Origin of the sequence: Aeromonas oralensis (assembly GCF_049665575.1) — a bacterium.
GTDB lineage: Bacteria > Pseudomonadota > Gammaproteobacteria > Enterobacterales > Aeromonadaceae > Aeromonas > Aeromonas hydrophila.
In genome coordinates, this window is sequence record NZ_CP187186.1 from 267,016 (window position 1) to 291,412 (window position 24,397).

At 63.8% G+C, this 24,397-nt stretch carries 27 protein-coding genes; 9 read left to right on the plus strand and 18 right to left on the minus strand.

Annotation, left to right across the window (positions count from 1 at the left end; genetic code table 11):
• Positions 1 to 34: 34 nt before the first annotated feature.
• The 4 genes from ACPDZI_RS01350 (at position 35) to ACPDZI_RS01365 (ending at position 3,682) form a co-directional block, all read left to right on the plus strand.
• Positions 35 to 355 carry a Dabb family protein gene (locus ACPDZI_RS01350; RefSeq protein WP_429045104.1) on the plus strand — a complete coding sequence of 107 codons (321 nt, stop codon included), beginning with the start codon at positions 35 to 37 and terminating at the stop codon, positions 353 to 355.
• Positions 356 to 383: 28 nt separating this feature from the next.
• Positions 384 to 1,190, plus strand: a complete 807-nt coding sequence (locus ACPDZI_RS01355; RefSeq protein WP_118882065.1) for a carbon-nitrogen hydrolase family protein — start codon at positions 384 to 386, stop codon at positions 1,188 to 1,190.
• A 150-nt stretch (positions 1,191 to 1,340) separates the two neighbouring features.
• Positions 1,341 to 2,789, plus strand: coding sequence for a metalloprotease TldD (gene tldD, locus ACPDZI_RS01360; RefSeq protein ID WP_429045101.1), 1,449 nt, complete (start codon positions 1,341 to 1,343; stop codon positions 2,787 to 2,789).
• A 32-nt stretch (positions 2,790 to 2,821) separates the two neighbouring features.
• Positions 2,822 to 3,682, plus strand: coding sequence for an SIS domain-containing protein (locus ACPDZI_RS01365; RefSeq protein ID WP_011704383.1), 861 nt, complete (start codon positions 2,822 to 2,824; stop codon positions 3,680 to 3,682).
• An 88-nt stretch (positions 3,683 to 3,770) separates the two neighbouring features.
• On the opposite strand, the gene ACPDZI_RS01370 is transcribed toward ACPDZI_RS01365, so the two are convergent.
• The 9 genes from ACPDZI_RS01370 to ACPDZI_RS01410 all read right to left on the minus strand — a co-directional run bounded on the left by ACPDZI_RS01370 (position 3,771) and on the right by ACPDZI_RS01410 (position 11,219).
• Positions 3,771 to 4,376 carry a DUF2057 family protein gene (locus ACPDZI_RS01370; protein WP_429045099.1) on the minus strand — a complete coding sequence of 202 codons (606 nt, stop codon included), beginning with the start codon at positions 4,374 to 4,376 and terminating at the stop codon, positions 3,771 to 3,773.
• Positions 4,377 to 4,425: 49 nt separating this feature from the next.
• The gene (locus ACPDZI_RS01375; RefSeq protein ID WP_438833878.1) at positions 4,426 to 4,605 is read right to left on the minus strand and encodes a hypothetical protein; all 180 of its coding nucleotides are present in this window, start codon (positions 4,603 to 4,605) and stop codon (positions 4,426 to 4,428) included.
• Positions 4,602 to 5,498: a porin gene (locus ACPDZI_RS01380; protein ID WP_438833879.1), complete on the minus strand. Its 897-nt coding sequence runs from the start codon at positions 5,496 to 5,498 to the stop codon at positions 4,602 to 4,604. Before ACPDZI_RS01380 ends, ACPDZI_RS01375 begins: the two co-directional genes overlap by 4 nt.
• Before the next feature lie 100 nt (positions 5,499 to 5,598).
• Complete coding sequence (gene murP / locus ACPDZI_RS01385; protein ID WP_042066887.1) at positions 5,599 to 7,053, minus strand: PTS N-acetylmuramic acid transporter subunit IIBC; 1,455 nt, start codon at positions 7,051 to 7,053, stop codon at positions 5,599 to 5,601.
• Positions 7,054 to 7,152: 99 nt separating this feature from the next.
• Positions 7,153 to 8,049 (minus strand): N-acetylmuramic acid 6-phosphate etherase, encoded by an 897-nt coding sequence (murQ, locus tag ACPDZI_RS01390; protein WP_011704387.1) that lies wholly within the window; start codon positions 8,047 to 8,049, stop codon positions 7,153 to 7,155.
• Positions 8,050 to 8,316: 267 nt separating this feature from the next.
• The gene (locus ACPDZI_RS01395; RefSeq protein ID WP_438833880.1) at positions 8,317 to 8,520 is read right to left on the minus strand and encodes a hypothetical protein; all 204 of its coding nucleotides are present in this window, start codon (positions 8,518 to 8,520) and stop codon (positions 8,317 to 8,319) included.
• A gap of 166 nt (positions 8,521 to 8,686) precedes the next feature.
• Positions 8,687 to 8,890 carry a hypothetical protein gene (locus ACPDZI_RS01400; protein WP_005308127.1) on the minus strand — a complete coding sequence of 68 codons (204 nt, stop codon included), beginning with the start codon at positions 8,888 to 8,890 and terminating at the stop codon, positions 8,687 to 8,689.
• Between the two features lie 160 nt (positions 8,891 to 9,050).
• Positions 9,051 to 9,767 carry a MarC family NAAT transporter gene (locus tag ACPDZI_RS01405; RefSeq protein WP_162516719.1) on the minus strand — a complete coding sequence of 239 codons (717 nt, stop codon included), beginning with the start codon at positions 9,765 to 9,767 and terminating at the stop codon, positions 9,051 to 9,053.
• Positions 9,768 to 9,902: 135 nt separating this feature from the next.
• On the minus strand, positions 9,903 to 11,219 hold the full coding sequence (locus ACPDZI_RS01410; protein WP_043160913.1) for an MFS transporter: 1,317 nt from the start codon (positions 11,217 to 11,219) through the stop codon (positions 9,903 to 9,905).
• A 245-nt stretch (positions 11,220 to 11,464) separates the two neighbouring features.
• Here ACPDZI_RS01410 and ACPDZI_RS01415 point away from each other — a divergent pair, with 245 nt between their 5' ends.
• Positions 11,465 to 12,139: an adenine nucleotide alpha hydrolase gene (locus ACPDZI_RS01415; RefSeq protein WP_194759581.1), complete on the plus strand. Its 675-nt coding sequence runs from the start codon at positions 11,465 to 11,467 to the stop codon at positions 12,137 to 12,139.
• Here ACPDZI_RS01415 and ACPDZI_RS01420 read toward each other — a convergent pair.
• The 5 genes from ACPDZI_RS01420 to ACPDZI_RS01440 are packed head-to-tail and all read right to left on the minus strand — an operon-like array spanning position 12,136 to position 18,624.
• The gene (locus tag ACPDZI_RS01420) at positions 12,136 to 13,266 is read right to left on the minus strand and encodes an HD-GYP domain-containing protein (protein WP_016349182.1); all 1,131 of its coding nucleotides are present in this window, start codon (positions 13,264 to 13,266) and stop codon (positions 12,136 to 12,138) included. The genes ACPDZI_RS01415 and ACPDZI_RS01420 overlap by 4 nt on opposite strands.
• Before the next feature lie 9 nt (positions 13,267 to 13,275).
• Positions 13,276 to 15,942 (minus strand): response regulator, encoded by a 2,667-nt coding sequence (locus ACPDZI_RS01425; protein WP_438833881.1) that lies wholly within the window; start codon positions 15,940 to 15,942, stop codon positions 13,276 to 13,278.
• Entirely contained in the window at positions 15,943 to 17,013 is a 1,071-nt protein-coding gene (locus tag ACPDZI_RS01430) for a SpoIIE family protein phosphatase (RefSeq protein ID WP_411637153.1), read from the minus strand. It abuts the gene before it with no gap.
• Between the two features lie 6 nt (positions 17,014 to 17,019).
• Positions 17,020 to 17,394 (minus strand): anti-anti-sigma factor, encoded by a 375-nt coding sequence (locus tag ACPDZI_RS01435; protein WP_438833882.1) that lies wholly within the window; start codon positions 17,392 to 17,394, stop codon positions 17,020 to 17,022.
• Positions 17,395 to 17,403: 9 nt separating this feature from the next.
• Positions 17,404 to 18,624, minus strand: a complete 1,221-nt coding sequence (locus ACPDZI_RS01440; RefSeq protein WP_438833883.1) for a PAS domain S-box protein — start codon at positions 18,622 to 18,624, stop codon at positions 17,404 to 17,406.
• 140 nt (positions 18,625 to 18,764) lie between these two features.
• Here ACPDZI_RS01440 and ACPDZI_RS01445 point away from each other — a divergent pair, with 140 nt between their 5' ends.
• Positions 18,765 to 19,457, plus strand: coding sequence for an AraC family transcriptional regulator (locus ACPDZI_RS01445; RefSeq protein ID WP_236662986.1), 693 nt, complete (start codon positions 18,765 to 18,767; stop codon positions 19,455 to 19,457).
• Here the strand turns inward: ACPDZI_RS01445 and ACPDZI_RS01450 are convergent.
• Positions 19,423 to 19,842: a nuclear transport factor 2 family protein gene (locus ACPDZI_RS01450; RefSeq protein ID WP_202011776.1), complete on the minus strand. Its 420-nt coding sequence runs from the start codon at positions 19,840 to 19,842 to the stop codon at positions 19,423 to 19,425. The two genes, ACPDZI_RS01445 and ACPDZI_RS01450, sit on opposite strands and share 35 nt — an antisense overlap.
• 215 nt (positions 19,843 to 20,057) lie before the next feature.
• Here ACPDZI_RS01450 and aphA point away from each other — a divergent pair, with 215 nt between their 5' ends.
• Positions 20,058 to 20,768 (plus strand): acid phosphatase AphA, encoded by a 711-nt coding sequence (aphA, locus tag ACPDZI_RS01455; protein WP_429045084.1) that lies wholly within the window; start codon positions 20,058 to 20,060, stop codon positions 20,766 to 20,768.
• Positions 20,769 to 20,828: 60 nt separating this feature from the next.
• Here the strand turns inward: aphA and ypfJ are convergent, their stop codons facing one another.
• Positions 20,829 to 21,674 carry a KPN_02809 family neutral zinc metallopeptidase gene (ypfJ, locus tag ACPDZI_RS01460; RefSeq protein ID WP_438833884.1) on the minus strand — a complete coding sequence of 282 codons (846 nt, stop codon included), beginning with the start codon at positions 21,672 to 21,674 and terminating at the stop codon, positions 20,829 to 20,831.
• A gap of 101 nt (positions 21,675 to 21,775) precedes the next feature.
• Positions 21,776 to 22,039 carry a hypothetical protein gene (locus ACPDZI_RS01465; protein WP_194760372.1) on the minus strand — a complete coding sequence of 88 codons (264 nt, stop codon included), beginning with the start codon at positions 22,037 to 22,039 and terminating at the stop codon, positions 21,776 to 21,778.
• Between the two features lie 172 nt (positions 22,040 to 22,211).
• Here ACPDZI_RS01465 and ACPDZI_RS01470 point away from each other — a divergent pair, with 172 nt between their 5' ends.
• Both ACPDZI_RS01470 and ACPDZI_RS01475 read left to right on the plus strand, forming a co-directional pair.
• Positions 22,212 to 23,033: an HDOD domain-containing protein gene (locus tag ACPDZI_RS01470; RefSeq protein WP_168967906.1), complete on the plus strand. Its 822-nt coding sequence runs from the start codon at positions 22,212 to 22,214 to the stop codon at positions 23,031 to 23,033.
• Between the two features lie 117 nt (positions 23,034 to 23,150).
• Positions 23,151 to 23,672, plus strand: a complete 522-nt coding sequence (locus tag ACPDZI_RS01475; protein WP_438834543.1) for a GNAT family N-acetyltransferase — start codon at positions 23,151 to 23,153, stop codon at positions 23,670 to 23,672.
• A 126-nt stretch (positions 23,673 to 23,798) separates the two neighbouring features.
• Here the strand turns inward: ACPDZI_RS01475 and ACPDZI_RS01480 are convergent, their stop codons facing one another.
• Entirely contained in the window at positions 23,799 to 23,975 is a 177-nt protein-coding gene (locus ACPDZI_RS01480) for a hypothetical protein (protein ID WP_005340085.1), read from the minus strand.
• Positions 23,976 to 24,397: the final 422 nt, after the last annotated feature.

A 24,397-nucleotide genomic window follows, 5' to 3' on the forward strand; every position in this document is an offset into this window, starting at 1 on the left:
ACGAGCGGCCCGGCACCATCACAAGGAGTGAGCCATGATCCGACATATCCTGCTGATCGCCTTCAAGCCGGGCACTCAGCCCGCACAGATAGACGCGGTGCGCGTCGCCTTTCTCGCCATCCCCCATCAGGTCAGCGGCGTGCTGGCGGTGGAGTGGGGCCGGGATGACAGCCCGGAGGGGCGGGCCGAGGGCTTCACCCACAGTGTGTTGATGACTTTTGCCGACGAGGCCGCCCGCCAGCACTATCTGCCCCACCCGGATCACGATGCCCTCAAGGCCATCTTCCGCCCAGTGCTGGAACGTATCATAGTGCTGGATTACACCCTGCAGGCCGGCGATGCGGTCAGCATCTGACGGTGGCAACAACGACAAGGAGCGTCTCATGTGGTTAGCCGCAATACAGCTGGTATCGGGCCGCAACTGGCAGGATAACCGGGAGCAGATCGCCGCCGAGCTGGCCCTGCTGCCGAGTGAGCGGCCATTGCTGGTGCTGCTGCCGGAGAATTTCGCCCTGTTTGGCGAGCGGCAGGGTTATCTGGACGGTGCCGAGACCATCGGTGAGGGCCCGATCCAGCAGCAACTGGCCGAATGGGCCCGTGACTACGGCATCTGGCTGGTGGCGGGGGCCATGCCGACCACCATCGCCGGTTCCGACCATATCCACACCAGTACCCTGGTGTTCGACCCCAGCGGCGAGCGCAAGGGCCACTACCACAAGATCCACCTGTTCGATGTGGACGTGGCGGACAATCACGGCCGCTACCGGGAGTCGGAAACCTTCAGCCCCGGCGAGGAGCCTGTGCTGGTGGACTCCCCGTTTGGTCCCCTCGGCCTCTCGATCTGTTATGATCTGCGCTTTCCCGAGCTGTACCGCCGGCTGGCCCGCGCCGGCGCCCGCGTGCTGCTGGTGCCTGCCGCCTTCACCGCCGTGACAGGCGAGGCGCACTGGGAGCCGCTGCTGCGGGCCCGCGCCATCGAGAACCAGTGTTACCTGGTGGCCGCCAATCAGGGCGGCACCCACGAGACGGGGCGCCAGACCTGGGGTCACAGCATGGTGATCGACCCCTGGGGTCGGGTGCTGGCCAGCCTGGACAGCGGGCGCGGCACCGTGCTGGCGCCGCTGGACCCCGGTCTTGTCGACGAACTGCAACGTACCATGCCGGTGCTGGGCCATGCCCGTCTGCTATGAACATGTGCAGGTTCGATTCGCCCTGTGGCGGGGGAGTCGGACGCTTGCAAACCCGATGGTGGGTTGGACGTCCGTTGACGTTTCGCCAAGCGAACCCACGGTCTGGGATTTAACCGTTACGACATCTCGCATCGAGAGTGGAGAGAAAGATTGAGTCTATTGAGCCAGGTTAGTGCTTCCCTGTTGGCCCCCCACGACCTCGACGAAGGGCGACTGCAGCAGTTGCTCGGCAACCTGATGAGCCATCAGGTGGAGTTCGGCGACCTCTATTTCCAGCGCAGCTGGCACGAGTCCTGGATGCTGGAGGACGGCATCGTCAAGGATGGCAGCTACAACATCGATCAGGGTGTCGGGGTGCGCGCCGTCAGCGGCGAGAAGACCGGCTTCGCCTACTCTGACGAGCTGAGCCTGCTGGCGCTGCAGCAGTCGGTGACCGCCGCCCGTGGCATCGCGGCCGCCGGTGCGCAGGGCAAGGTGAAGGCGTGGGCTCGCACCGAAGCAAACCTGCTCTACCCGGCGCTGGATCCGCTGCAGACCCTCGACAAGCAGCAGAAGATCGCCCTGCTGGAGCAGATGGACAAGTTTGCCAGAGGTCTGGATCCCGCCATCAATCAGGTGATGGCCTCCATCAGCGGCGTCTATGAAGAGGTGCTGGTGGCCGCCACCGACGGCACCCTGGCCGCCGACGTGCGTCCGTTGGTGCGCCTCTCGGTGACCGTCATCGCCGAGAAGGGCGATCGTCGCGAACGCGGCAGTGCCGGTGGTGGTGGCCGCTTCGGCTACGACTACTTCCTCGAGCTGGACGGACTGGAGAACCGGGCGTTTGGCTATGTGCGCGAAGCTGTGCGCCAGGCGCTGGTGAACCTCGACGCCATCGACGCCCCGGCCGGCACCATGCCGGTGGTACTCGGTGCCGGCTGGCCCGGCGTGCTGCTGCATGAGGCGGTGGGCCACGGTCTGGAGGGGGACTTCAACCGCAAGGGCTCCTCTGCCTTTGCCGGTCGCATCGGCGAGCAGGTGGCCTCCAAGCACTGCACCATCGTCGATGATGGCACTCTGCCAGGTCGGCGTGGCTCCGTCTCCATCGACGACGAGGGAACACCGGGCGGTTACAACGTGCTGATCGAGAACGGCATCCTCAAGGGTTACCTGCAGGACAAGCAGAATGCCCGTCTGATGGGCGTGCCGCTCACCGGCAATGGCCGCCGCGAATCCTACGCCGCCCTGCCGATGCCGCGCATGACCAACACCTATATGCTGGCGGGTCAGTATGATCCGGCCGAGATCATCGCCTCGGTGAAGAAGGGGATCTACGCCCCCAACTTCGGCGGCGGCCAGGTGGACATCACCTCCGGCAAGTTCGTCTTCTCCGCCTCCGAGGCCTACCTCATCGAGGATGGCAGGATCACCGCGCCCATCAAGGGGGCGACCCTGATCGGCAACGGCCCCGAGGCGATGAGCCAGGTTTCCATGGTGGGCCGTGATCTCGCGCTGGATCGCGGGGTCGGGGTCTGCGGCAAGGAGGGGCAGAGCGTGCCGGTCGGCGTCGGCCAGCCCACCCTCAAGCTGGATCAGCTCACCGTGGGCGGCACCCAGTAAGGGCGCCGCAGAACAAGCAGCAGAGAGAACCCATGCTTACCCTGTCGAAAATTTCCAATATCCGCAGTCAGCTCTCCCCCAGCGAGCTCAAGATCGCCGATTACATCCTGGCGTGCCCGGAGCAGGTGACCCACTTCTCCTCCCAGGAGTTGGCGCAGCAGGCTGACGTCAGCCAGTCGAGCATAGTGAAGTTCACCCAGAAGATCGGGTTCAAGGGCTTCACTGCCTTCAAGCTGGCGGTCAGCGAGGATCTGGGGCGCAAGCATGCCATCAAGACCGACAACGTAGGGGATCTCTACAACGGCATCGGCCGCGACGACGATCTGGAGACCATGGCCAAGAAGCTGGCCCAGGAGAAGATCAACTCCATCGTGGAGACCACCCAGGCCCTCGACAATGCCACTTTGGCGCGGGTGCTGGACGTCATCAACCAGGCTGGTCGGGTCCAGCTGGTGGGGATCGGTGGCTCGGCGCTGACCGCCAAGGATCTCTGGTACAAGCTGCTCAAGATCGGGGTCACTACCCTGTTCGCCCAGGACAGCCACGTGCAGATCTCCATCGCCCAGACCTTGGGCCCGGGGGACGTGCAGCTGGTGGTCTCCTATTCCGGCGCCAGCCGGGACGTGCTGGCGGCGGCCGAGCTGGCCAAGCGCAACGGCGCCACCCTGATCGCGGTCACCTCGTTTCGCAACACCCCTCTGCGGCAGATGGCCGACATGGTGCTGGACACGGTGGCCGACGAGAACGAGCTGCGCATCTCCTCCATCTCGTCGCGTACCGCCCAGAACACCATCACCGACATCCTGTTCCTCGGCCTGGTGCAGCGCCGCGACGAGGCCTGGGCGCTGATCGACGGCACTCGCGGTGCCATCGACCGGCTCAACAAGGAGTGAAGCAGGGCTGGCTGCAACAGACGCCGAGACCTGCCGAGAGAAAAAAACCACCCGCCTGCGGGTGGTTTTTTTATGGGCCAGTGCCGGCTCAGAGGGCGAGGGCCCAGCGCAGGAAGGCCTTGCGTTGGGCCTCGTCGGCGGCGAGGTAGCGCCGTTGCAGTTCGGGGTCGACGGGCACGGCGCCCGGGGTGGCTTCGTGCAGCACGGGTGTGACGGTTGGCAGGGAGGTGGCTGCGCTGGCTGCCCCGTCGTAACTGGCCAGCAGCGCCTGATAGTCGGTCAGCAGACTGTCCTGGCTGCGCGGGAGCGCAGTGGTCAGCAAGGGGCGGGTGCCGTCAGCGGTCGCCAGTTGCAGAGCCGGGCTGGTTGCAAAGCGGCGAATGGCCTGCGGGGTGGGCAGTGGCGGGGTGACCAGCCGCAGGGTGCCGCTGGCCGGCAGGGTCAGGGTCAGCAGCAGCGGGGCGGAGCGGGCGCGCCCCTGGCTCTCGTTGGTGGAGTCGGGATCGAGCGGGCTGTCGAAGCGTACCAGCAGCCGGGTCTCGCCGGCGGGCAGCGTGAGGGCGCGCTCGAAGGGGGAGGCCTTGCCCCGGGATGAGGCCAGCAGGGTGAGGTTGTCTGCCAGCTCCAGCCGGGCGGCCTGGGTCGGCAGGGCCAGCAACAGCAGCAGGGGGGTGAGCAGTGGGAGGCGGATCATGGGGGGCTCCAGCAGAAAGCAAAAAGCCGGCCGACTGGCCGGCAGGGGATCAGAACTCGTAGCGCAGGCCTAGGTGGTAGAAATCCTCGCTGTTGCTGCTGCCGCCAAAACTGGTGACCGTGCTGCCGGCCAGCCCGTCTTCACCGCCTCGGAACACGTAGGCGCTGTAGAGGGAAGAACGCGGAGTGAGCTTGTACTGCAGCTCCAGGGTGGTGTCGCGCAGGCTCATGCCGTCCCCCCGTCGTTGTCGAGGTGGCGGTAGCCGGCGCGAGCGGCCCACTTCTGGTTGATGTCGTAGACGGCGGTCAGCTCCCACACCTTGTCTTCGCTGTCCGCCTGGCCGTTGCGATAGCTCACCTGATCCTTGGCATAGAGAGCGCCCAGCATCAGCGGGCCCAGGGTGTAGCGGGTGCCGATGCCGCTGAAGCGGTACTCGTCGGCGTTGGGGTCGACCTTGCTGGCACCGGTCTGGGCCGCCTTGCTCTGCTGGTAGGCGATGACCGGCGCCAGCTTGCCCGCCGCACCGAGATCGAAGGTGTAGCGCAGGGCGCCGTTGTAGCCGTAGTCGAGATCCGAGGTGCCGTTGCCGAGGATGTAGGCCAGCGACAAGTCCAGATTGCCGAGGGTGTTCTGGTATTGCAGGGTGCCGTCCTGACGGAACACCTGTACCGCGGTGGAGTCCACCTTGCTGGCCTGGCGCGCCATGGAGACATCGGAGGCGGCAAACACGTCGCCGATGTCGGTGAACATGATGAGTCCGGAGGAGACCCGGCCACCGGTCAGCTTGCCCCACTGGCCGCCATCGAGCCCGGCCCAGACGTAACGGGCGGTGAGATCGCTGCTGTTCTTCTGCACGTTGTTGGCGTATTCGGCGGCGTTGACCTGGTACTGGGCCATGCCGATCACGGCTACCTGCTCGTTGACAGTCTGGCGGGCGGTGAAGCCGATGCGGCCGTCGAAGTCGCCCTGATCGTTGCCGCTTTTCTTGTCCGAGATGTTGAAGCCGAGGCGACCGTAGAGATCGACGTTGGAGCCGTCATCGGCCTGATAGATGACGGCGGCCTGCGCCGTACCGGCGGCAAGCAGGGCAGGAATGGCCAGGGCAAGCATGGACTGTTTCATTGTTGTCTTTCCTGTGTGGGCTCTGTGCCAGAGCCGGGGTGAGTTTGGCCGTGACCCCGATTGCTCGGGGCCAGACCTTGGCGATGAATCCGGAGGGGGATTAACTCAGATCGACGTTCTTGCAGCCGAACATCAGGGTGATGAGGTAGCCGCCGAGGTAGGCGACGGCGAGGCCGGCGGCGTAGACCAGCATGCCGGGGAAGATCCCCTGGGCCGAGGTCATCAGCGGCAGCGCGACGATGCCGGAGGGGCCGAACACGGTATTGAGACCGACCGGCAGGCCCAGCCAGGAGATGAGGCCGACCAGGAAGCCGCCGAGGGCGCCGCCGCAGCAGGCGGTGATGAAGGGTTTGACCCGCGGCAGGGTGACGCCGTAGATGAGCGGCTCGCCGACTCCCAGGATGCCGGGAATGATGGTGCCCTTGACCTGGGTGCGCAGCAGGGAGTCTTTGCCGGCGCGGCTGTAGAGCGCCAGGGCGGCGCCGACCTGGCCGGCGCCCGCCAGCGCCAGGATGGGGAACAGGGAGTTGAAGCCCTGGGCATCCATCAGCGCGAAGTAGACGGGCACGAACCCCTGGTGGATGCCGAACATCACCGAGATGAGGAACAGGCCGGCCAGGATGGCGGTGCCGAACGGATTGCCGTTGAGGTGGATGAAGAGCCAGGACATGCCGTTGTAGAGCTGCACGCCGAGGGGCATGATCAGGACGAAGGTGACGGCCCCCATGATCAGCAAGGTGATGCCGGAGGTGAGGATCATGTCGAGGCTGTCGGGTATGAAGCGGCGTACCTGACGCTCCACCGAGGCGCCGATGATGCAGGCGATCAGCACCCCGATGATGTTGCCGCGCGGATCTATCTGGTGGCCGAAGAAGTCGCTGACCCCGGCATAGATGCCGCTGGTGGCCTGTGGGTCATAGCCCATCACGAACAGCGAGGCGAGGATGGCGCCATTGACCCCGGAGCCGCCGAACGCCTTCTGGGCGTTGTAGCCGATGAGGATGCTGAGGAAGCTGAACAAGCCCTTGCTGAACAGCTTCATGTAGCCGACGAACTCGGCCAGCATGCCGCCCGCCTGCTGGCCTTCCAGCAGCAGGGTCTGCTCGATCAGGGTGGCGAAGCCGAGCAGCAGGCCGGCGGCGATGAAGCCGGGGATCAGCGGAGTGAAGATGGTGGCAAACTTGGCCAGGAAGCGGTGGGCCGCACTGGTCTGTTTCTGCTTCAGCGCCTGTTTCTTGGCCGCGGCGATCTCGCCCAGATCGGCGGATTGGGCGGCTGGCGCCTCCAGTGCGCCGAGCCCTGCGCTCAACATGCCGTTCATCAGCTCGCAGGCGGTCTGGGCCTTGCCCGGCCCCAGCACGATCTGGAACTGGTCGTCGCTCTCGATGACCCCCATCACCCCGGCGATGCGTTTGATGGTATCCCGGTCGGCATGCAGGCTGTCGGCCAGGCTTAGCCGCAGCCGGGTCATGCAGTGGCCGCAGTGGGTGATGTTGTCGCGGCCACCGATGGCCTGGATGAGCTGGCCAACCATGGTGTCAGTTATTTTTGCCATAAAGAACCTAGTCAGTCTGTTGTGTCATGAGGGTGCCTGGGCACCCCGTTCTTGTTTTGGTATTGCCGTCCCTGGCCCGGCCAATGTGCGGTTGGCCGCTCAGTGGGTGCACTGGCTGATGAAGCCGTTGCTGCTTTGCAGGCGGGTGCGGGCTTCGTCGGCCGTGAGTCCGGCCAGGATCATCACGATGGCGGTCTTGCAGTGGTTGTCCGCCTGTGCCAGCGCCCGCTCCGCCACGGCGCGCTCGCAGTCGGTGGCCTCCATCACGATGCGCTTTTGCCGCTCCACCAGCTTGGCGTTGGTGGCTTCCACGTCCACCATCAGGTTGCCGTAGACCTTGCCGGTGCGGATCATGGCGCCGGTGGAGAGCATATTGAGGATCAGCTTCTGCGCGGTGCCCGCCTTCATGCGGGAGGAGCCGGTGACGATCTCGGGGCCGACCACCGCCACCATGCTGATGTCGGCCGCCTGGGCCAGCGGACTGCCGGGGTTGCAGCTGATGCTGCAGACCGTGGCGCCTACCGCTCTGGCGTGGGCCATGGCGCCCAGTACGTAGGGAGTTCTGCCGCTGGCGGCGATGCCCACCAGCACGTCGTTGGCACAGAACTGGATGTTTTTCAGATCCTGGGCGCCGAGTTCGGCGTCATCTTCGGCGTTCTCGACCGCCTGCAAGATGGCCTTGTGGCCGCCGGCAATCAGGCCGACCACCTGCTCGGCAGAGACGCCGTAGGTCGGCGGGCACTCGCTGGCATCCAGGATGCCGAGCCGGCCCGAGGTGCCGGCGCCGATGTAGACCAGCCGGCCTCCCTTGCCGAACGCTGCTGCGATGGCATCGACCGCCCGGGTGATCTCGGGCAGCAACTGGCTGACCGCCAGCGCGACCTGCTGATCCTCCTGATTGATGACGCGCAGCATCTCCAGAGTCGGCAACTGGTCGATCTCGACGCTGGCCGGGTTGCGGGTCTCGGTAATCATGCTTGATAGGTCAATGGTCATCGTTTCCTCTGCTTAAGGTCATCGCCACTCCCGGCGTAAAACATCCCTCTTGATGACAGGCATGATTATCGATTTTTGATTTCTATGATGAGATCAATGTCGCATAATTAATTATTCCATTTATTTTTGTTTTTAAGTTATGAAAATTCCTACACGGTGACATCCAGGCGGGGGAGCTGGGTGGTGCTGATTGCGCCGAGGAGGGAGTGAACGCCAGCCAATAAAAAGCCCCGGTGTTGGCCGGGGCTGTATGCGGAGCTGACTGGATCAGTTGACCGAGATGGTGCGGGCGTCGATGTAGTAGCGAGCCTTGCCCTGAGGATCGATCAGGATCCTGGCGACCAGCTGCTCTTGCCGCCGGTGCTCCCACCGTTGCTCTATCCTGGCCAGTACCGGGCCGGGAATGCCGATCATGTTCAGGTACTCTTGAAACAGGCTGTGGCTGCCAATTTCGGTCAGCATTTTGGTCATCTGCATGCTCTTCATGAAGTGGGGGGATTCGCCGACAAGATAGCCGTCGGCGACTGAATGTTAGCTGTATGAAAAATGAACAGTTTGGTGGGGCTGGATGGCGGTGCGGGATGACCGGCAACAAAAAAGCCCCGGCAAGGGCCGGGGCTGCAGATACGGGGCTCGGTCAGTTGACCGAAATGGCGCGGGCGTCGATGAAGAAGCGCGCGTTGCCTTGTTGATCGACCCTGATCTGGGCAACCAGACGATCGCTCTGCTTGTACTCCCACCGGCTCTTGATCCGGGTCAGAGCGGGGCTGGCGGCACCGACCACGTTCAGATATTCATGAAACAGGCTGTAGCTTCCAATCTCGGTCAGCATCTTTTCCATTTGCACATCTCCTGAAGTGAGTGGGTGTCCATCCATAAACCTACCAAGCACTCTCTGAATCGAATCTGTATGAAAAACACACTAACTCATTTATGTGTCAACAACATGATCAGGCGCAAGATCAGCGACGATTCCTGCGCTTTTATGACACCGTTTTCAGTCAGGGCTGGCGCGGGTCCGGCAATTGATCAAGGGCGCCGGATACGTGTGGCAATGCGGGAGCCGTTTGTGCCGCCGGCGCACCGTGGAACACCGGATCCTGCGCCACTTCCTTGATGCCGTTGATGCAGAACTGCATACCCATGCAGACCAGCAAGAAGCCCATGATCCGGGTCATGGCATCGATGCCAGTGGCGCCGAGGATCTTGCAGACCGGATCCGCCAGTTTGAGCACCCCCCAGCTGAGCAGGCTCATCAGTGCGAAGGCGGTGACCATGGCGGCATAGATGGTGAAGCGGCTGTATTCGTCCGGCAGCTCGGCGATCTGGGCGGCGCCGCTGATCACCAGTGCCATGGTGCCCGGTCCGCACATGCTGGGCATGGTGAGCGGCACGAAGGCGATGCTCTGGTTGATGTCGACCCCGGCCGCCTGGCTCGGTGCCGGGAACAGCATGCGAAAGCCGATGAAGGCGATGATGAGGCCGCCGGCCAGGCGCAGGCCGGGAATGGAGATCCCGAACAGATCAAGGATGGAGGAGCCGATGAAGAAGCTGACGCAGAGGGTGCAGAACAGATAGATGGCGGCCAGGTTGATCTGGCGGCGCACGTGCTCGCGCGACATGCCCTTGCTCAGCCCCAGCAACAGGGTGGCCGTGGTGGGCGGGTTGACCATGGGCAGCAGCGCCAGCAAGGCGAGAAATACGACCTGAAAGAACATCATGAACCTCGAATGACTAGGGTGGAGGAGTGTCCCGGGCCGTCGATGGGCCCGAGAGGGAGGCTATCTTATGTCGACCTGGCTGAACACCAGCCATATGAAAAAAGCCCCGCACTGGGCGGGGCTCGGAATGGTTCAGGCCGCCTGCGGCGCGCTCTGGCGCTGGCTGCGTTGTTGTAGCCAGAGCAGCAGGCCGAGCACGAAGCCGAGCGCAGCCAGACTGACCACGTAGTGGGAGGGGGCCAGCACGTCCTCCTTCATCCAGAGCGTGACCAGCATGGGCGTCAGGCCGCCGAAGATGGCGTAGGCCACGTTGTAGGAGAACGACAGCCCGGAGAAGCGCACCACCGCCGGGAAGGCGTTGACCATGACGTAGGGCACGGCACCGACGATTCCTACCGAGAAACCGGCCAGCGCATAGAGCGGCACCAGCTGGCTGGTGTCGGTCGCCAGCCCGTGATAGAAGGCGTAGCTGGCGCCGGCCAGCAGCAATGAGCCCAGCATGAAGGTGGGGCCGCTGCCGAGGGCGTCGATCAGCCGGCCATAGACGATGCAGCCGAAGGTCAGTGCCAGAATGGCCAGCGAGTTGGCGGTCAGCGCATCGGCCGGGCTGATGCCGTGCACTTTCTGCAGATAGGTCGGGGTCATCAGGATCACCACCACTATGCCGGCGGAGAGCAGCCAGGTGAGCAGCATGGAGACCACGACGCTGCCCTTGTGGCTGCGCAGTACCGTCTTGAGCGGCAGCTCTTCCGCCAGCGCCTTGTTGGCCTGCATCTCGGCAAAGACCGGGGTCTCGTGCAGCCAGCGGCGCAGGTACATGGCGACGATGCCGAACGCCCCGCCGAGCACGAAGGCCAGCCGCCAGCCCCAGTCGCTCACCTCGCCCGGGCTCATGCCGCGGTTGATGGCGGTGGCCACCAGGGAGCCGAGCAGGATGCCGGCCGTCAACCCGGCGGTGAGGGTGCCGCAGGCGACACCGACCCTCCGGGCGGGCACGTGTTCTGCCACGAATACCCAGGCTCCGGGCACTTCCCCGCCGATGGCGGCCCCTTGCAGGATCCGCAGCAGCAGCAACAGCAGGGGCGCGGCGATGCCGAGGGTGGCGTAGGTGGGCAGCAGGCCGATCAGCAGGGTCGGCAGTGCCATCAGCAGTATGCTGAGGGTGAACATCCGCTTGCGACCGATGAGATCGCCGAAGTGGGCCATGATGATGCCGCCCAGCGGGCGGGCCAGATAGCCGGCGGCGAAGATGCCGAAGGTCTGGAACTGGCGCAGCCACTCGGGAATGTCGGCCGGGAAGAACAGCTCGCCGATCACCACGGCGAAGAAGACGAAGATGATAAAGTCGTAAAACTCGAGGGCTCCGCCGAGGGCGGCCAGGCTCAGGGTCTTGTAATCCTGTCGGTTGAGGGGACGGCTGTGGTCGTAAGCTGGTGTGACTGTCGTCATATCCTTATGTTTCCCATCGTTTTTTTAGTTATTGTTCCCCCATCCTCGCAGGGGACGCGCTCATTACCGAGGTTATGCTTTTGCATCCCGTGATGTAAATCGCACAATTCGCAACACTGTCTTGCAGCTTTTTGGTGCAGCGAGACGGAGCGGCACGATCAAGCGCCGGGCTCCTCGCCCGGGTGAACAATCAGGATGATGGCCGGCGCCTTGCCGGCTCCAACCTCAAGATAGCGGGAGAAATCATGATGAAGACCAAGGTGCTGCTCTCCTGGAGCAGCGGCAAGGACAGTGCCTGGGCGCTGCACGCATTGCGGCAGGATCCGGCCATCGAGGTGGTGGGGCTGTTCACCACCCTCAACCAGGCGTTCGAACGGGTGGCCATGCACGGAGTGCGCAAGCAGTTGTTGTTGGCGCAGGCTGAGTGCGTGGGCTTGCCGCTGACCACCATCGACCTGCCCTGGCCCTGCAGCAATGAAGATTACGCCCGCATCATGACCGACTTCATCGCGGACGTGGTGGCGCAGGGAATCCGCCACATGGCGTTTGGCGATCTCTTTCTCGAGGACGTGCGCGCCTATCGGGAGCAGCAGCTGGCGGGGACGGGGATCACGCCCTTGTTTCCGCTGTGGGGCAGCAAGACCGACGAGCTGGCTGGCGAGATGATGGCGGCAGGGCTCAGGGCCAGGATCAGCACCCTGGATCCGCGCAAGCTGCCTGCCACCCTCGGCGGGCATGAGTTTGACGCAGCCCTGCTGGCGGCCCTGCCTGACGGAGTGGACCCCTGCGGCGAAAACGGCGAGTTTCATACCCTGGCCTGGGACGGTCCCATGTTCCAGCGGCCGCTGGCCATCCGGGTGGGGGAGACGGTGGAGCGGGACGGCTTCGTCTTTACCGACCTGCTGCCCGCCACCATCTAGTCGCGGTTGGACTCTCGCTCGCCCTTGTCGTCGTTGTAGCGCAGGGCGATCTCGTGGAATTGCTGGTGGATGCGGGCAAAGGCATCCGTGATGTCGGGGTCGAAGTGATTGCCCCGCCCCGCCAGTATGATCGGCACCACCTCCTGGTGGGACATGGCGGCCTTGTAGCAGCGCTTGCTGATGAGGGCATCGTACACGTCGGCCAGCGCCATCAAGCGAGCCGAGAGAGGGATCTCGTCACCGATCAGGCCATAGGGATAGCCGGTGCCGTCCCACTTCTCGTGGTGGTAGCAGGCGATCTCCTTGGCCAGTCGCAGAAACTCCACCTCTACCCCCAGCGCCTCCTCGGCATGGACGATGGCCTCCTTGCCGAGAATGGAGTGATGCTTCATCTGGGCAAACTCGTCCGCATCCAGCTTGCCGGGTTTGAGCAGGATCCGGTCTGGCACGCCGACCTTGCCGATGTCGTGCAGCGGGGCCGATTTGAACAGCAGATCGATGGTCTTGGGGGTCAGCTCGGCACGAAAGCGGGGATGCTCGCAGAGGGTCTCCGCCAGCAGCCGCACATAGTGCTGGGTGCGCAGGATATGGTTGCCGGTCTCGTTGTCGCGGGTTTCGGCAAGGGAGGCGAGGGAGTGGATGGTGATGTTCTGGATCAGTTCGTTCTCCCGGGTTCGCCGCTCCACCTCCTGCTCCAGAAAGGCGTTCTGGTCGTGCAGCAGATCTCGCGCCGCTTTCAGCTCCAGGTGGTTTCTGACCCGGGCCAGCACGATGGCGGGGGTGATGGGCTTGTGGATGTAGTCGACGGCCCCCAGCGCCAGGCCGTGCGCCTCCGCACTCTCCTCCACCTTGGCGGTCAGGAAGATCACCGGGATCTCCCGCGCCTGCGGCATCTCCTGCAGCGCCTGCATTACCTGATAGCCGTCCATCTGGGGCATCACCACGTCGAGCAGGATCAGATCCACCCGGGTGCCGGCCGAGAGGATCTCCAGCGCCCGCTGGCCGCTGATGGCGACCTTGACCCGGTAATGGGGGCTGAGCAGGGCGCTGAGCAGGGAGAGGTTCTCCGGTGTGTCATCGACCACCAGCAGGGTGGGTTTGGTATCGGGATCCAGCAAGTTGAGCATGATGGCGCCTCACTCTTGGTTGAACAGATCGGGTCTGAGGGCCCGGACTTGTTGCAGATATGCCAGGGCATCGGCGAAGTGAAAACGCGTCATGGCATCGTGCATGGCCGGTGCTGCCTCGCCCAGCAGGGGAGCGAGCCTGGCCTGATTGCGCTGGAACAGGATGAAGGCTTCCGCATCGTCTTCCAGCAGCAGCCCGGTCAGCTGGTGCAGCAAGGGGGCCAGCTCGGCGGGGGTAGCCTCCGGCAAGCCGGAGGCGGCAGGGGCCGGCAGCAGTGTCAGCAGGCTGGCGGCCAGTTTCTGCTGTTGTTGCAGCCCCAGTTCGGCCAGCGGCAGCAGGCTGACGGCGTCGTCTCCCCGGGCGAGGGCGCTTTCCAGCCGGGCCGAGACATCCTGCAGCGACCCGGCCCCCAGCGTTGCGGCTATGCCCTTGAGGGTATGGGCCTGTCGATGCGCTTCTTCCCGGTCATTCGCCTGCAGGGCGGCAAGCAGGATTTCCATCGGCTGACTCCCCTGGCGGGCGAAGCGTTGCAGCAGATCCCGATACCACTCCCAGTTGTGCATCAAGCGTTGCAGGGCTGGCTCTGCGTTGAGCCCGATCGCCTGCAGCTGTGGCAACAAGGAGGTGGCGGGGGATGCGCGCGAGGCAGTGAGCGTGCCGTTGACCTCGCGGCTGAAGGAGGTTGCCCAGCGCTGCAGGGCCGCATACAGCCTGTCGGGGTCGATGGGCTTGGCGATGTGATCGTCCATCCCGGCAGCGAGGCAGCGTTCGCGGTCACCGGCCATGACGTTGGCCGTCATCGCCAGGATCGGGGTGTGTTGTCCGACGTCTTCCCGCTCGCGCAATAGCCGAGTGGCGGCCAGGCCATCCATTACCGGCATCTGCATGTCCATCAGGATCAGGTCGTAGTGGGTCTGGGCCACCATCTCCAGCGCGATGGCACCATTGCCGGCGATGCTGACATCGGCGCCGACCGCCCGCAGCAGCTCCAGCGCGACCTGCTGATTGAGCTCGTTGTCTTCCGCCAGCAGGATCCTGAGTCCGTCGAAGCGGTAGCGATGGGTCACCTGCGGTGGTTTGAAGGTGAGTGAACTTGTTTGCTGGCCAAACAGGCCGATGACGGTATCGAACAGCACGGAGGCGCATACCGGCTTGATCAGCACCCGATCAAAGCCGGCGGAATCGGCCTGGCGAAAGACCTCTTCCCGTCCGTAGCCGGTCACCATGACCCGATAGGGTCGCGGGCCCATGCCGCGGGCGATGAGGCGGCGACCGGTCTCGATGCCATCCAGCCCCGGCATGTGCCAGTCCAGCAATACCACTTCGTAAGGCTGCCCCTCCTGCTCGGCGCCGGCGATCATCTGCAGTGCCTGCAGGCCCGATTCGGCGGTGTCCACCACAAAGCTCATGCTGCGCAGCAGGGCGGCCATGATGGTGCGGGCGCTGGCACTGTCGTCGGCCACCAGCATGCGGCGCCCGCGCAGATCCAGGCTCGGCAGATAGCGGGATCTGCGCCTGCCCCTACCGAGTCGGGCGGTAAACCAGAAGGTGCTGCCCTGGCCTGGTTCGCTCTGTACCCCCACCTCGCCGCCCATCAGCTCCGCCAGTTTACGGGAGATGGCGAGGCCGAGGCCGGTGCCGCCGTACTTGCGGGTGGTGGAGCTGTCCGCCTGTTGGAATGACTGGAACAGCCGCTGCTGCTGCTCCTGGCTCATGCCGATCCCGGTGTCCTGTACCGAGCAGTGCAGCAACACCTCCTGGGGTTGTTTCTCCAGACAGCTGACCTTGACCAGGATCTCCCCCTGCTCGGTGAACTTGACCGCATTGTTGGCGTAATTGATCAGGATCTGGCCGAGGCGAAGGGGATCGCCATAGAGCAGGGTGTCGAGCTGGTGGTCGACCTCGAACAGCAACTCTATGCCCTTGGCTTCCGCCTTTTCGCCCACCAGGGTGGCCAGATTCTCCAGCACATGGTCGAGATCGAATTCGATCCGCTCCAGATCCAGCTTGCCGGCCTCGATCTTGGAGAAGTCGAGGATGTCGTTGATGATGCCGAGCAGATGCTGGGCCGAACGCTGGATCTTGCTGACATAGTCGAACTGCTGCGGATCGAGCCGGGTCTGCAGGGCGAGATGGGACATGCCGAGGATGGCGTTCATGGGGGTGCGGATCTCGTGGCTCATGTTGGCGAGAAAATCGCTCTTGGCCCGGGTTGCGCCCTCCGCCAACTCATAGGCTGCTTCCAGCTCCTGGTTCTTGGCCTGCATCACCGCAAACAGCTCATCCCGGGTCGGTTCTGCGAACTGCTGCTGCATCTGTTGCAGCAGCAGTCCATCGGGCCAGCGGGGCAGGCGGTAGACCAGGGCGATGGCGTTGTCCGCGTGCGCGACCAATCGGATGCCACATGAATGGCGGCCGTCCGGCTCGGGGGGGATGGGGGCGTCAGCCGAGAGCGAGAGCCACAACTCCTGTGTGCGAGGCTCCAGCCACAACTGCAGTTGCAGCGGCTCAGCGTTCACCACCAGCTGGCGCACCAGCTCGGAAGTGGCGCCCGCCAGCGGTGCCACGAAGGTGGGACTTCTGTCGAGGCAGGTGAGTACCTGGATCACCTTGCGCCGGGCGGTGAGTGCCGCCGCCGGGCCTGACAGCAGGGTTTCGCCGATCAGTTGCCGCATCTAGTCCTCCTCCCCTGCCAGCACGCGCAGCACGATGCAGCTGGCATCGTCGGTGCTGCGGCCACTGTGGGCGATCACTTGGCGTGCCAGCTGGGCGGGGTCGGCGGCCAGATCCAGTGCCCCGTCGCGCAGGTTGAGGGATTCGCTGATACCGTCCGAATAGAGCATCACCACGTCCCCCGCGACGAGTGGCTGGCGCTGCAGCAGAGGGGTGGGGAAACGCTCCCCAAGTACCCCATCGCGGGAGATGCCGCGCCAGGGATCATGACCGCGCAGGCAGATGCGGGTATTGCCGATGCCGGCATAGCTCAGCTCACCCCGTTCGCCGTTGACCAGGGCCACGCCGGCGGCGGCGCCCCGGGTACCGATGCAGTGCTGGTGCAGCAGTTGCAACAGGCGGGCCGGTTCCTGCTCGCGGGTTTGCTGCAGTGCCGCCTCCAGCACCTGTACCAGCTTGTTGGCCGAGGCGCCGTGGCCGCTCACGTCGATCAGGATCAGCGATACCCCCTCCGGCCCCGGCCGGATGAAGGCCAGATCACCGGAGACCCGTTCCGGATAGCAGGGGCGGTTCTCGCTGGCCCATGCCAGTTGCAGGCCGGCGTGCAGCTGGCCGGCACAGGCGAGGGGGGGGATTGGCCTGGATACCAGAGGGGCCGCGCCCAGCCACTTGCGGGCCTGCACCAGAGTCCCCCCTTCCGGCGGGGTACTGATGGTGAGCTCCGACATCATGCGGCGCACGCCGGGCAGGCCTAGCCCCAGGGTGCCCGAGGTGCTGTAGTGGTCCTGCATGGCTTGATGCACATCCCCAATGCCGGGACCTTGATCGCGGGCGATGATGTCGATGCAGGGACGCCCGCTGGGATGGTGGAGGGTGAGGGTGATCTCCCCCCGCTCGGCGTATTTCAGAATGTTGCTGCCAAGCTCGGAGACCACGGTGGAGAGCATGGCACGGTCCACCTCGGGCAGGTTGGCGATAAAGGGGAGGCGGCGTACCGCCATCACCGTCAGGTGCAGGTCGATGTCGTGGCGCAGCGGATAGCTAGCCTCTTGAACGCTCTGTTCCTGCTGCATCATGCGCTACTCCTCATCCTTGAGCGTCGTGCGAACATGGGCGAAGGCATCATCCATGTCGAGAAAGCAGCGCAGCGGCCCGGGCTCGGCATCGGCCAGCGCCAGGAAGGCGGCGATCCCCGCATTCAGCCCCACCAGCAGGCAGACGGCACCGAGCAGGCGGCACACCTCGGCCAGTTTGCGTACCTGCCTGAATTCGTGGTGATCGAGCAGCATGACCCCGGAGAAGTCGAGCAGTACCGCGTGCTGGCGGCCCAGCATCAGCCGCTGGGAAAGGGCCTGCATCAGTTGCTGCATGCTCTCGTCACCGAGGTCGGGACGCATGCTGACTACGATGCAGTCGGCCACGTCGGCGATGCCCAGATCATTGTTGAGCAGCATGCATCTCTCCTAGAGGGTGGAACCAACCCGCTTGAGGGCGATCTCGAAGGCATCCCGCAGGGTCGCCGTGGTACGGATGTCGCCGACAGAGACCCCCAGCTCCACCATGGTGCGGGCGATGGCTGGCGAGACGCCGGAGATGATGGCCTCGCACCCCATGAACTGGGTTGCCTTGGTGATCTTGATCAGCTGGTTGGCGACGCCGGTATCCACGGTGGCGACCCCGGCGATGTCCAGCACGAAGACCCGGGCCCGGGTCTCGGCAATCTTGGTGAGCGACTTGTTCATCACGTCGGCGGTGCGCATGGAATCGATGATCCCCACCAGCGGCAGCAGCAGGATCCCGTCCCAGATGGGGGTGACAGGGGTCGACATCTCCTGCAGCGACTTGTGCAGCTCCTCGCGCATCCTGGCGGCCTCTTCCGCCTCCTCCATGGCGCGCTTGAGCTGGTGATGCTGCTCTACTTGGGCTGTGATGTCGGTGGCAAACTTGACGATCTTGCTGGGTTTGCCGGTGAGATCCAGCACCGGGTTGTAGGAGCCTTGGATCCAGATCTCTTCCCCCTGTTTGCCGATTCGGCAGAACTCTCCCGCCAGGTATTCACCGCGGCGCAGGGTTTCCCAGAAGGTGCGATAGTCGGCCGACTGGGCGTAGTCAGGATCGACCAGCAGCCGGTGGTGCTGGCCCTTCAGATCTTCCAGCTGATAGCCCACTGTCCCCAGAAAGCGGGCATTGGCATCGAGGATGATGCCATCCAGTGAAAACTCCACCTTGCCCATGACCCGGCTCAGGGCATTGAGCTGCCCCTCAAAGTTGGCGTTCAGCTGCTTCTGTTCGGTCAGGTCCATGCTGTATTCGATGACCTGAACCAGCGTGCCCTGTTCGTCCAGCTGGGGGCTGCAACTGCCTTGCAGCCATATGTCCCGCCCCTGCCGATCCCGGCGGTGAAACTCTCCCTCCTGTGCCTGCCCCGTTCGCAGCGCCTGCCAACGGGCGACCTCGTCGGCGGATTCTTCTGCCTCCGCGGGGAGCAGCATGCTGTAGTGCTGACCCTTGAGCTCGGCCAGCTGATATCCCATGATGGCGAGAAAACGGGGGTTGGCATCCAGGATCAATCCATCTGGCGCGAGCTCGAGCCGTGCCATCAGCTGGTCGATGGCCTCCAGTCTGGCCTGGGGTGAAGCGGGAGTGACTGTGTTCGAATGGGCAGCTGCGGTGTGCACGTCCATGGCATCTCCAATAAATGGTGCAATTGATTTAAATGTCATTAGAAGGCGTACAGCAGTTATAGCCCACCGGGGCGAGAGCGGGGGGCAAGAAGTGCCGAAAGAGCCTGCTGGTGGGGGGCCTTGGACCTGGGGAGTTCGTCATGAATCTCTTGTATCGTGACTACCCGCAAGGCGCGCTCACCGCCCTCCACTGTCACGGTGGCTCACAGTTTTGCTATCTGCATCGGGGTGGCGGCGTGATCAGCAGTGAGGCTGCAGGCGTGCTGCTGGTGGCGGGTCAGCTCTGCCTGATCCCGGCCGGGCTTGCCCATGAGTTCAGGGTGCTGCGTCACTCCCGGCTCACTCTGATCTATCTGGATGACCTGGATGGGGGAAACGAGCTGACGACCCATCAGGTGAGCCCGCTGCTGGCTGGCCTGTTCGAGCGGCTGGCGGACATGGTGGAGCCGGGGCTCAGGGATGCCTATCTGACGGTATTGACGGCCGAGCTGCGACAGGCGCCGGTGACGGCCGGATTCATGCTGAGCGCGGCGCTGGACGTGCGGCTGCTGCGGGTGCTGGAGCGGGTCTGCCATCGCCCTTCCATCGAATACGGGTTGGCGGAGCTGGCTGCCGATTCAGGTGCCTCGGTGCGCACCCTCAACCGGCTATTCAGCCAGCAGCTGGGCTGCAGCTTTCGGCAATGGCGGCAACAGGTGGTGATGGGCCGGGCCCGCCAGTTGCAGCAACAGGGCCAGCCGCTGTCGCGGATAGCCCTCGAACTGGGTTATGGGGATTTCAGCGCTTTTTCTCACGCCTTCAATCGCTTCTTGCGGGAACCGGCGGGGTCGTGAGGCGGGAGCCGAGATCCCGGTCGGTTGGCTCCCCCGCCAGCAGGCAGGTCAGCTCATCGGTGTGGCTCAGGCGTTCGCCCTGAAAGGTGAACAGGGCGCTTACCTTGCACTCGATCCGTGCGCCGTCGTGACGCCAGGCCCGCACCCGATGCAGGGAGTGCACCCGGTTTCCCTCGGCCAGCAGCGAGACAAAGGAGATCTCGCAGCGGGCCAGGCTCTGGCGCAGTGCCAGCAGGTGTTGCTCGAAGGCGGCGCGATCCAGCCGCTGGTCATCCACCAGCTGGACATAGTCCGGGCAGAACCAGTGATCGAGTTCGGCCGGGGTAAAATCAGGGTCGCAGATGACCCGGTTGAGGCAGGCTTGCAGCCGTTGCTTGTAATCCATGATGGGCTCCTGAGTGGATGGGAGTAGCCAGTATGGGGCGCATCGTCGGCGCCGGCCTTGGTGCCCACGCCATCCTGTTTGGCGATTGCGCCAAGATGGGGGCTTGCCGTGGCGATGCGTGCCACTTGGCCCTGTTTTGTGGCGGGATTCACGGTTTCCGGTGCCTGCATGGGGCAGGATCGGCCCCCTGTTTCATTCATGTCACGAGCCGTATCATGTCCTTATCTCCCCGTTTTGCCCTGCTTGCCTCCCTGATTGCCGCCAGCCTGACCCTGCCCGCCGTGGCGGTCGAAGTCCCGGTCAGCCCCGCCGGTGTCACTGCGGTGACCCTGGCCCAGCAGGCCCCCATTCATTGGGTGTCGGTGACGCAGATTGCCAGGAGCCTGGATGGGTTGCCGCCGATGGCGGTAGGTTTTGACATCGACGATACCCTGCTCTTCTCCAGCCCGGGGTTCTATCGCGGCAAGCAGGAGTTCTCCCCCAACGACGAGAGCTATCTGAAGAACCCGGCCTTCTGGGAGAAGATGAACAACGGCTGGGACGCGTTCAGCGTGCCGAAAGAGGTGGGCAAGGCGCTCATCGCCATGCACCTTGAGCGCGGCGATCACATCTATTTCGTCACCGGCCGTTCGGCCACCAAGACCGAAACCGTGAGCAAGACCCTGCAGCAGACCATGAAGATTCCGGCCGACCAGCTCAACCCGGTGATCTTTGCCGGCGATCAGCCGGGCCAGAACACCAAGGTGCAGTGGCTCAAGGAGAAGCAGATGAAGATCTTCTACGGCGATGCCGATGGCGACATCAAGGCGGCGCAGGAGCTCGGCATTCGCGGCATCCGGCTGCTGCGCTCGGCCAACTCCACCTACCGGCCGCTGCCGTTGGCTGGCGCGTTGGGGGAGGAGGTGATCGTCAACTCCCAGTACTGACGTTCCCCATGAATGGAAAAGGGCCGGATCCTGTCAGGATCCGGCCCTTATTTTGGGCGTCTAGCGGGCGGCGAAGGTATTGCAGCTGGCGGGCTTGCCGCTGTCGAAGCCGCGCTTGAGCCAGGCGTAGCGCTGGGCCGAACTACCGTGGGTGAAGCTGTCCGGGATCACCCGGCCCTGGCTCTGCTGCTGCAGTCGATCGTCGCCGATGGCCTGGGCGGCGTTGAGCGCCTCTTCCAGATCGCCATGCTCCAACACCTGTTCCCGCTGCATGTAGTGGCCCCAGACGCCGGCAAAGCAGTCAGCCTGCAACTCGAGTTTGACCGACAGCTTGTTCTGCTCGGCCCGGCTCAACCCCTGCTGTTGCTCACGCATCTTGCGCTCGATGCCGAGCAGGTTCTGCACGTGGTGGCCCACCTCGTGTGCCACCACGTAGCCCTGGGCGAAGTCGCCGTCAGCTCCCAGCTTGTCGCGCATCTCCTGATAGAAGGAGAGATCGATGTAGACGGTGCGATCCGCCGGGCAGTAGAAGGGGCCCATCACCGACTGGCCCTGGCCGCAGCCGGTCCGGGTTGCGCCGCGATAAAGCACCAGTTTGGGGGCCTGATAGCGGCTGCCGCTCTGCTGGAAGATTTCGCCCCAGGCATCCTCGGTGGAGGCAAGCATTACCGAGGTGAATCTGGCGAGGGGATCCTTGGCCGGCTGAGACATCTCCTGACGCTGGGGCTGGTTCTGGGTGGTCGGTTCGCTGAGCAGGGGGGAGAGGTCCACCCCGTAGTAGCCGGCCACCATGACCACTACCAGCAGGATCAGACGCCCCTTGCCGCCGATGGGGATGCCGCCCCCGCCGCCCTGCTGGCGCCTGTCTTCCACATTGTTGCTCTCACGGCGATCTTGCCAGCGCATATGCTTGCTCCCCTGCTGTCCGGTGGTAGTAATGATAATGGCTGGCGGGGTGGCTTGCCTAACGGGAGCAGGCCGGCGACCGGATCGCCGGCGGCGGGCGTTTATTCGGCCCAGGGCATCTCGGGCAGGGAGTCCAGAAACTGGCCGTAGCGATCGAGGTTGAAGGGGCCCTGATCCGCTTCCATCGCCATCAGTTCGGCCCCCAGGGCACAGGCGATATATTGCAGCGCCTCTTCACGGGGAGTGCCCTTCATCACCAGCCGCATCAGGGTCGCCTTGACCTGCAGCGGGTGGCCGTCGCTCAGCTGGTTGTCGACCATCTCCAGCAGGGTTTGTTCGTCGAAGAACTCGGTGGGTTCGCTCATGTGCTGCGCCTCGTCATGTCATAAAGGATGCCAGTATAGCGAGATAGCTATTAACGCATTGAAATATTTCGATAAAAACATTCGGTAGGGGCGGTTTTTGTTACCCATAATTAATGTGGGTTTGCTGTCGGCAAACGACAACCATCATAAAATCGCATGGACGGATATCAATATGCCCACCATAGACTCACTGTTATCCAAGCCCCAGAACCTGCCCAACGTGCCTGAAGTCATGCGCGAACTGGTGCAGACCTTCAACGAGAAAGAGCCGGATATCCTGCTGATTGCCAAGAAGATCAACAAGGATCCGGTGATCTCCGCCAAGCTGCTGCGGCTGGCCAACTCCGCCAAGTTTGGCGGCAGTCGCCAGGTCGCCACCGTCAACGAGGCCGTGGTGCGGCTCGGGGTCGACGTGGTGCGCAACATGGTGCTCGCCTGCGGCCTGACCGGTTCCATCAATGCGGTGCCCGGCATCGATCTCAAACATTTCTGGGGCAAGGTATTCGACGTGGCCGAACTGGCCAGACGGCTGGCCAAGCTCAAGGGCATGAAGGGGGAAGAGGTATTCACCTGCGCCCTGCTCTACGACATGGGGCGGCTCATCATGCACGTGGGGCTGCCGGAGAACATGGTGAACCACATCAAGGATCTGGAGCCCAGCAAGGGGCGCGCCAAGGCCGAGGAGCTGGTGGTCGGCTTCAACTATGCCCAGACCGGGGCCGAGATGGCCAGGCGTTGGCAATTCCCCTTGAGCATCTGCCATGCGGTGGAGTATCACTACAACCCTCTGCTGGCCAAGGAGTTATCTGTCGAGGCCGCCCTCATCCATCTGGCCATCGCCCTGGCAGCGCAGTCCGACGTGGGGGAGGAGGCGCCGCCCGAGTGGCCTACTCAGGTGGCCGAACGGCTCGGTCTCTCCTGGTCCGACTGCGCGGCGGTGTTCGTGGCGCTGCGTGAGCAGGGCAATGGCTACGCCGGGCTGCTGGCGGCCTGACGCGGCTGATATCATTGACCGGGGCCGCGTTGCGGCCCTTTTTCATGGTGACGGCCTTGCCATTGGCTGGTGGCGGGGGCAGTCTTGGGGCCTGTCTCTTCTATGCGAGCCCTTGTCATGATCCTCTCCGAGCGCCTGGAACTGCGCGAACTGACCGTTGCCGATGCCCCCTTCATTGTCGAACTGCTCAACGACCCCGACTTTCACCGCTACATCGGCGATCGGGGCATCCGCACTCTGCAGGATGCCGAAAACTACATCCAGCAGGGGCCGGCGGTCAGCTATGCCCGCCACGGCCATGGTCTCTATCTGGTGGCCCGGCGCAGCGACGGCGCCAAGCTCGGCATCTGCGGGCTCATCAAGCGCGATACCCTGCCTTGTGAAGACATCGGCTACGCCTTCCTGCCCGCCTATCGCGGTCAGGGTTATGGCATCGAAGCGGCGCAGGCAGCGCTGCAGGATGGTCGGGAGCGGCTCGGCATCAAGCGGGTGGTCGCCATCGTCACCCCGGGCAACGAGCGCTCGGTGGCGCTGCTGGCCAAGCTGGGGCTGGTGCAGAGCAGGCTGGTCAAACTGGCGGAGGATGCGGATGAGTGTCTACTGCTGGAGGCGCAAGGTGTGCAGGTCTGCCGGGTCTGAGAGTATGGGGCTTGCCGGCCAAGAGTGCTGGCTAGGCGATGCCTAAAACATTTGCGGGAGTGAGACAAAGAGGCCGCCGTGAGTTGCGGCCTGTCTGCATCGGGCGCTGCCGTTGGGCAGGCAGGATCAGTTGAGGTCTTCGATGGAGAACTCGCCAGCGATACCATCACAGGAGATGGCGAAACCGCCGCTGAAGCGGGTGCTGAACTGGATCAGAAACGCATCATTGTCGTGCTCTTGCACAGGCAGGTTGATGGGTTTGCTGCGACGCAGGGGCTTGTGTGTTTGTACTGCTTTCATCATGGTATTTCTCTATATAAATTAGGTTTTTGCTCCTTGTATTGGCAAATGTCAGGTCAATGGGCGCGGTCGATTGGGTGAACGACAAGCGCGCAGGAATACCCAGCCCGGTTAAGGGGCGTCTGCACTTTCAAGGAATATGCTGATGCATAAATCAAATTGGGTGGGCAGATCGGGTCTGCACCGTGAGAGCCGGGCAACGCAGGCAGACAGCCTGACGGTTCTCAAGGCGAGTAAATCAGAAGAAGGTTATGCGGGTACTGGCAGGATTCATCGTGAGGTGAAGCATTGCAGGGCAAACATAAACAGGGCTGATTAACTAGCCGACGCGCATTCTCGCCTCGACATGAGTAAAAAGCAAACAATAATTTGCAGTTTTTCTTTTATGGCCGTTTGGTGGCCACAAAAAGGGCTCCCAAGGGAGC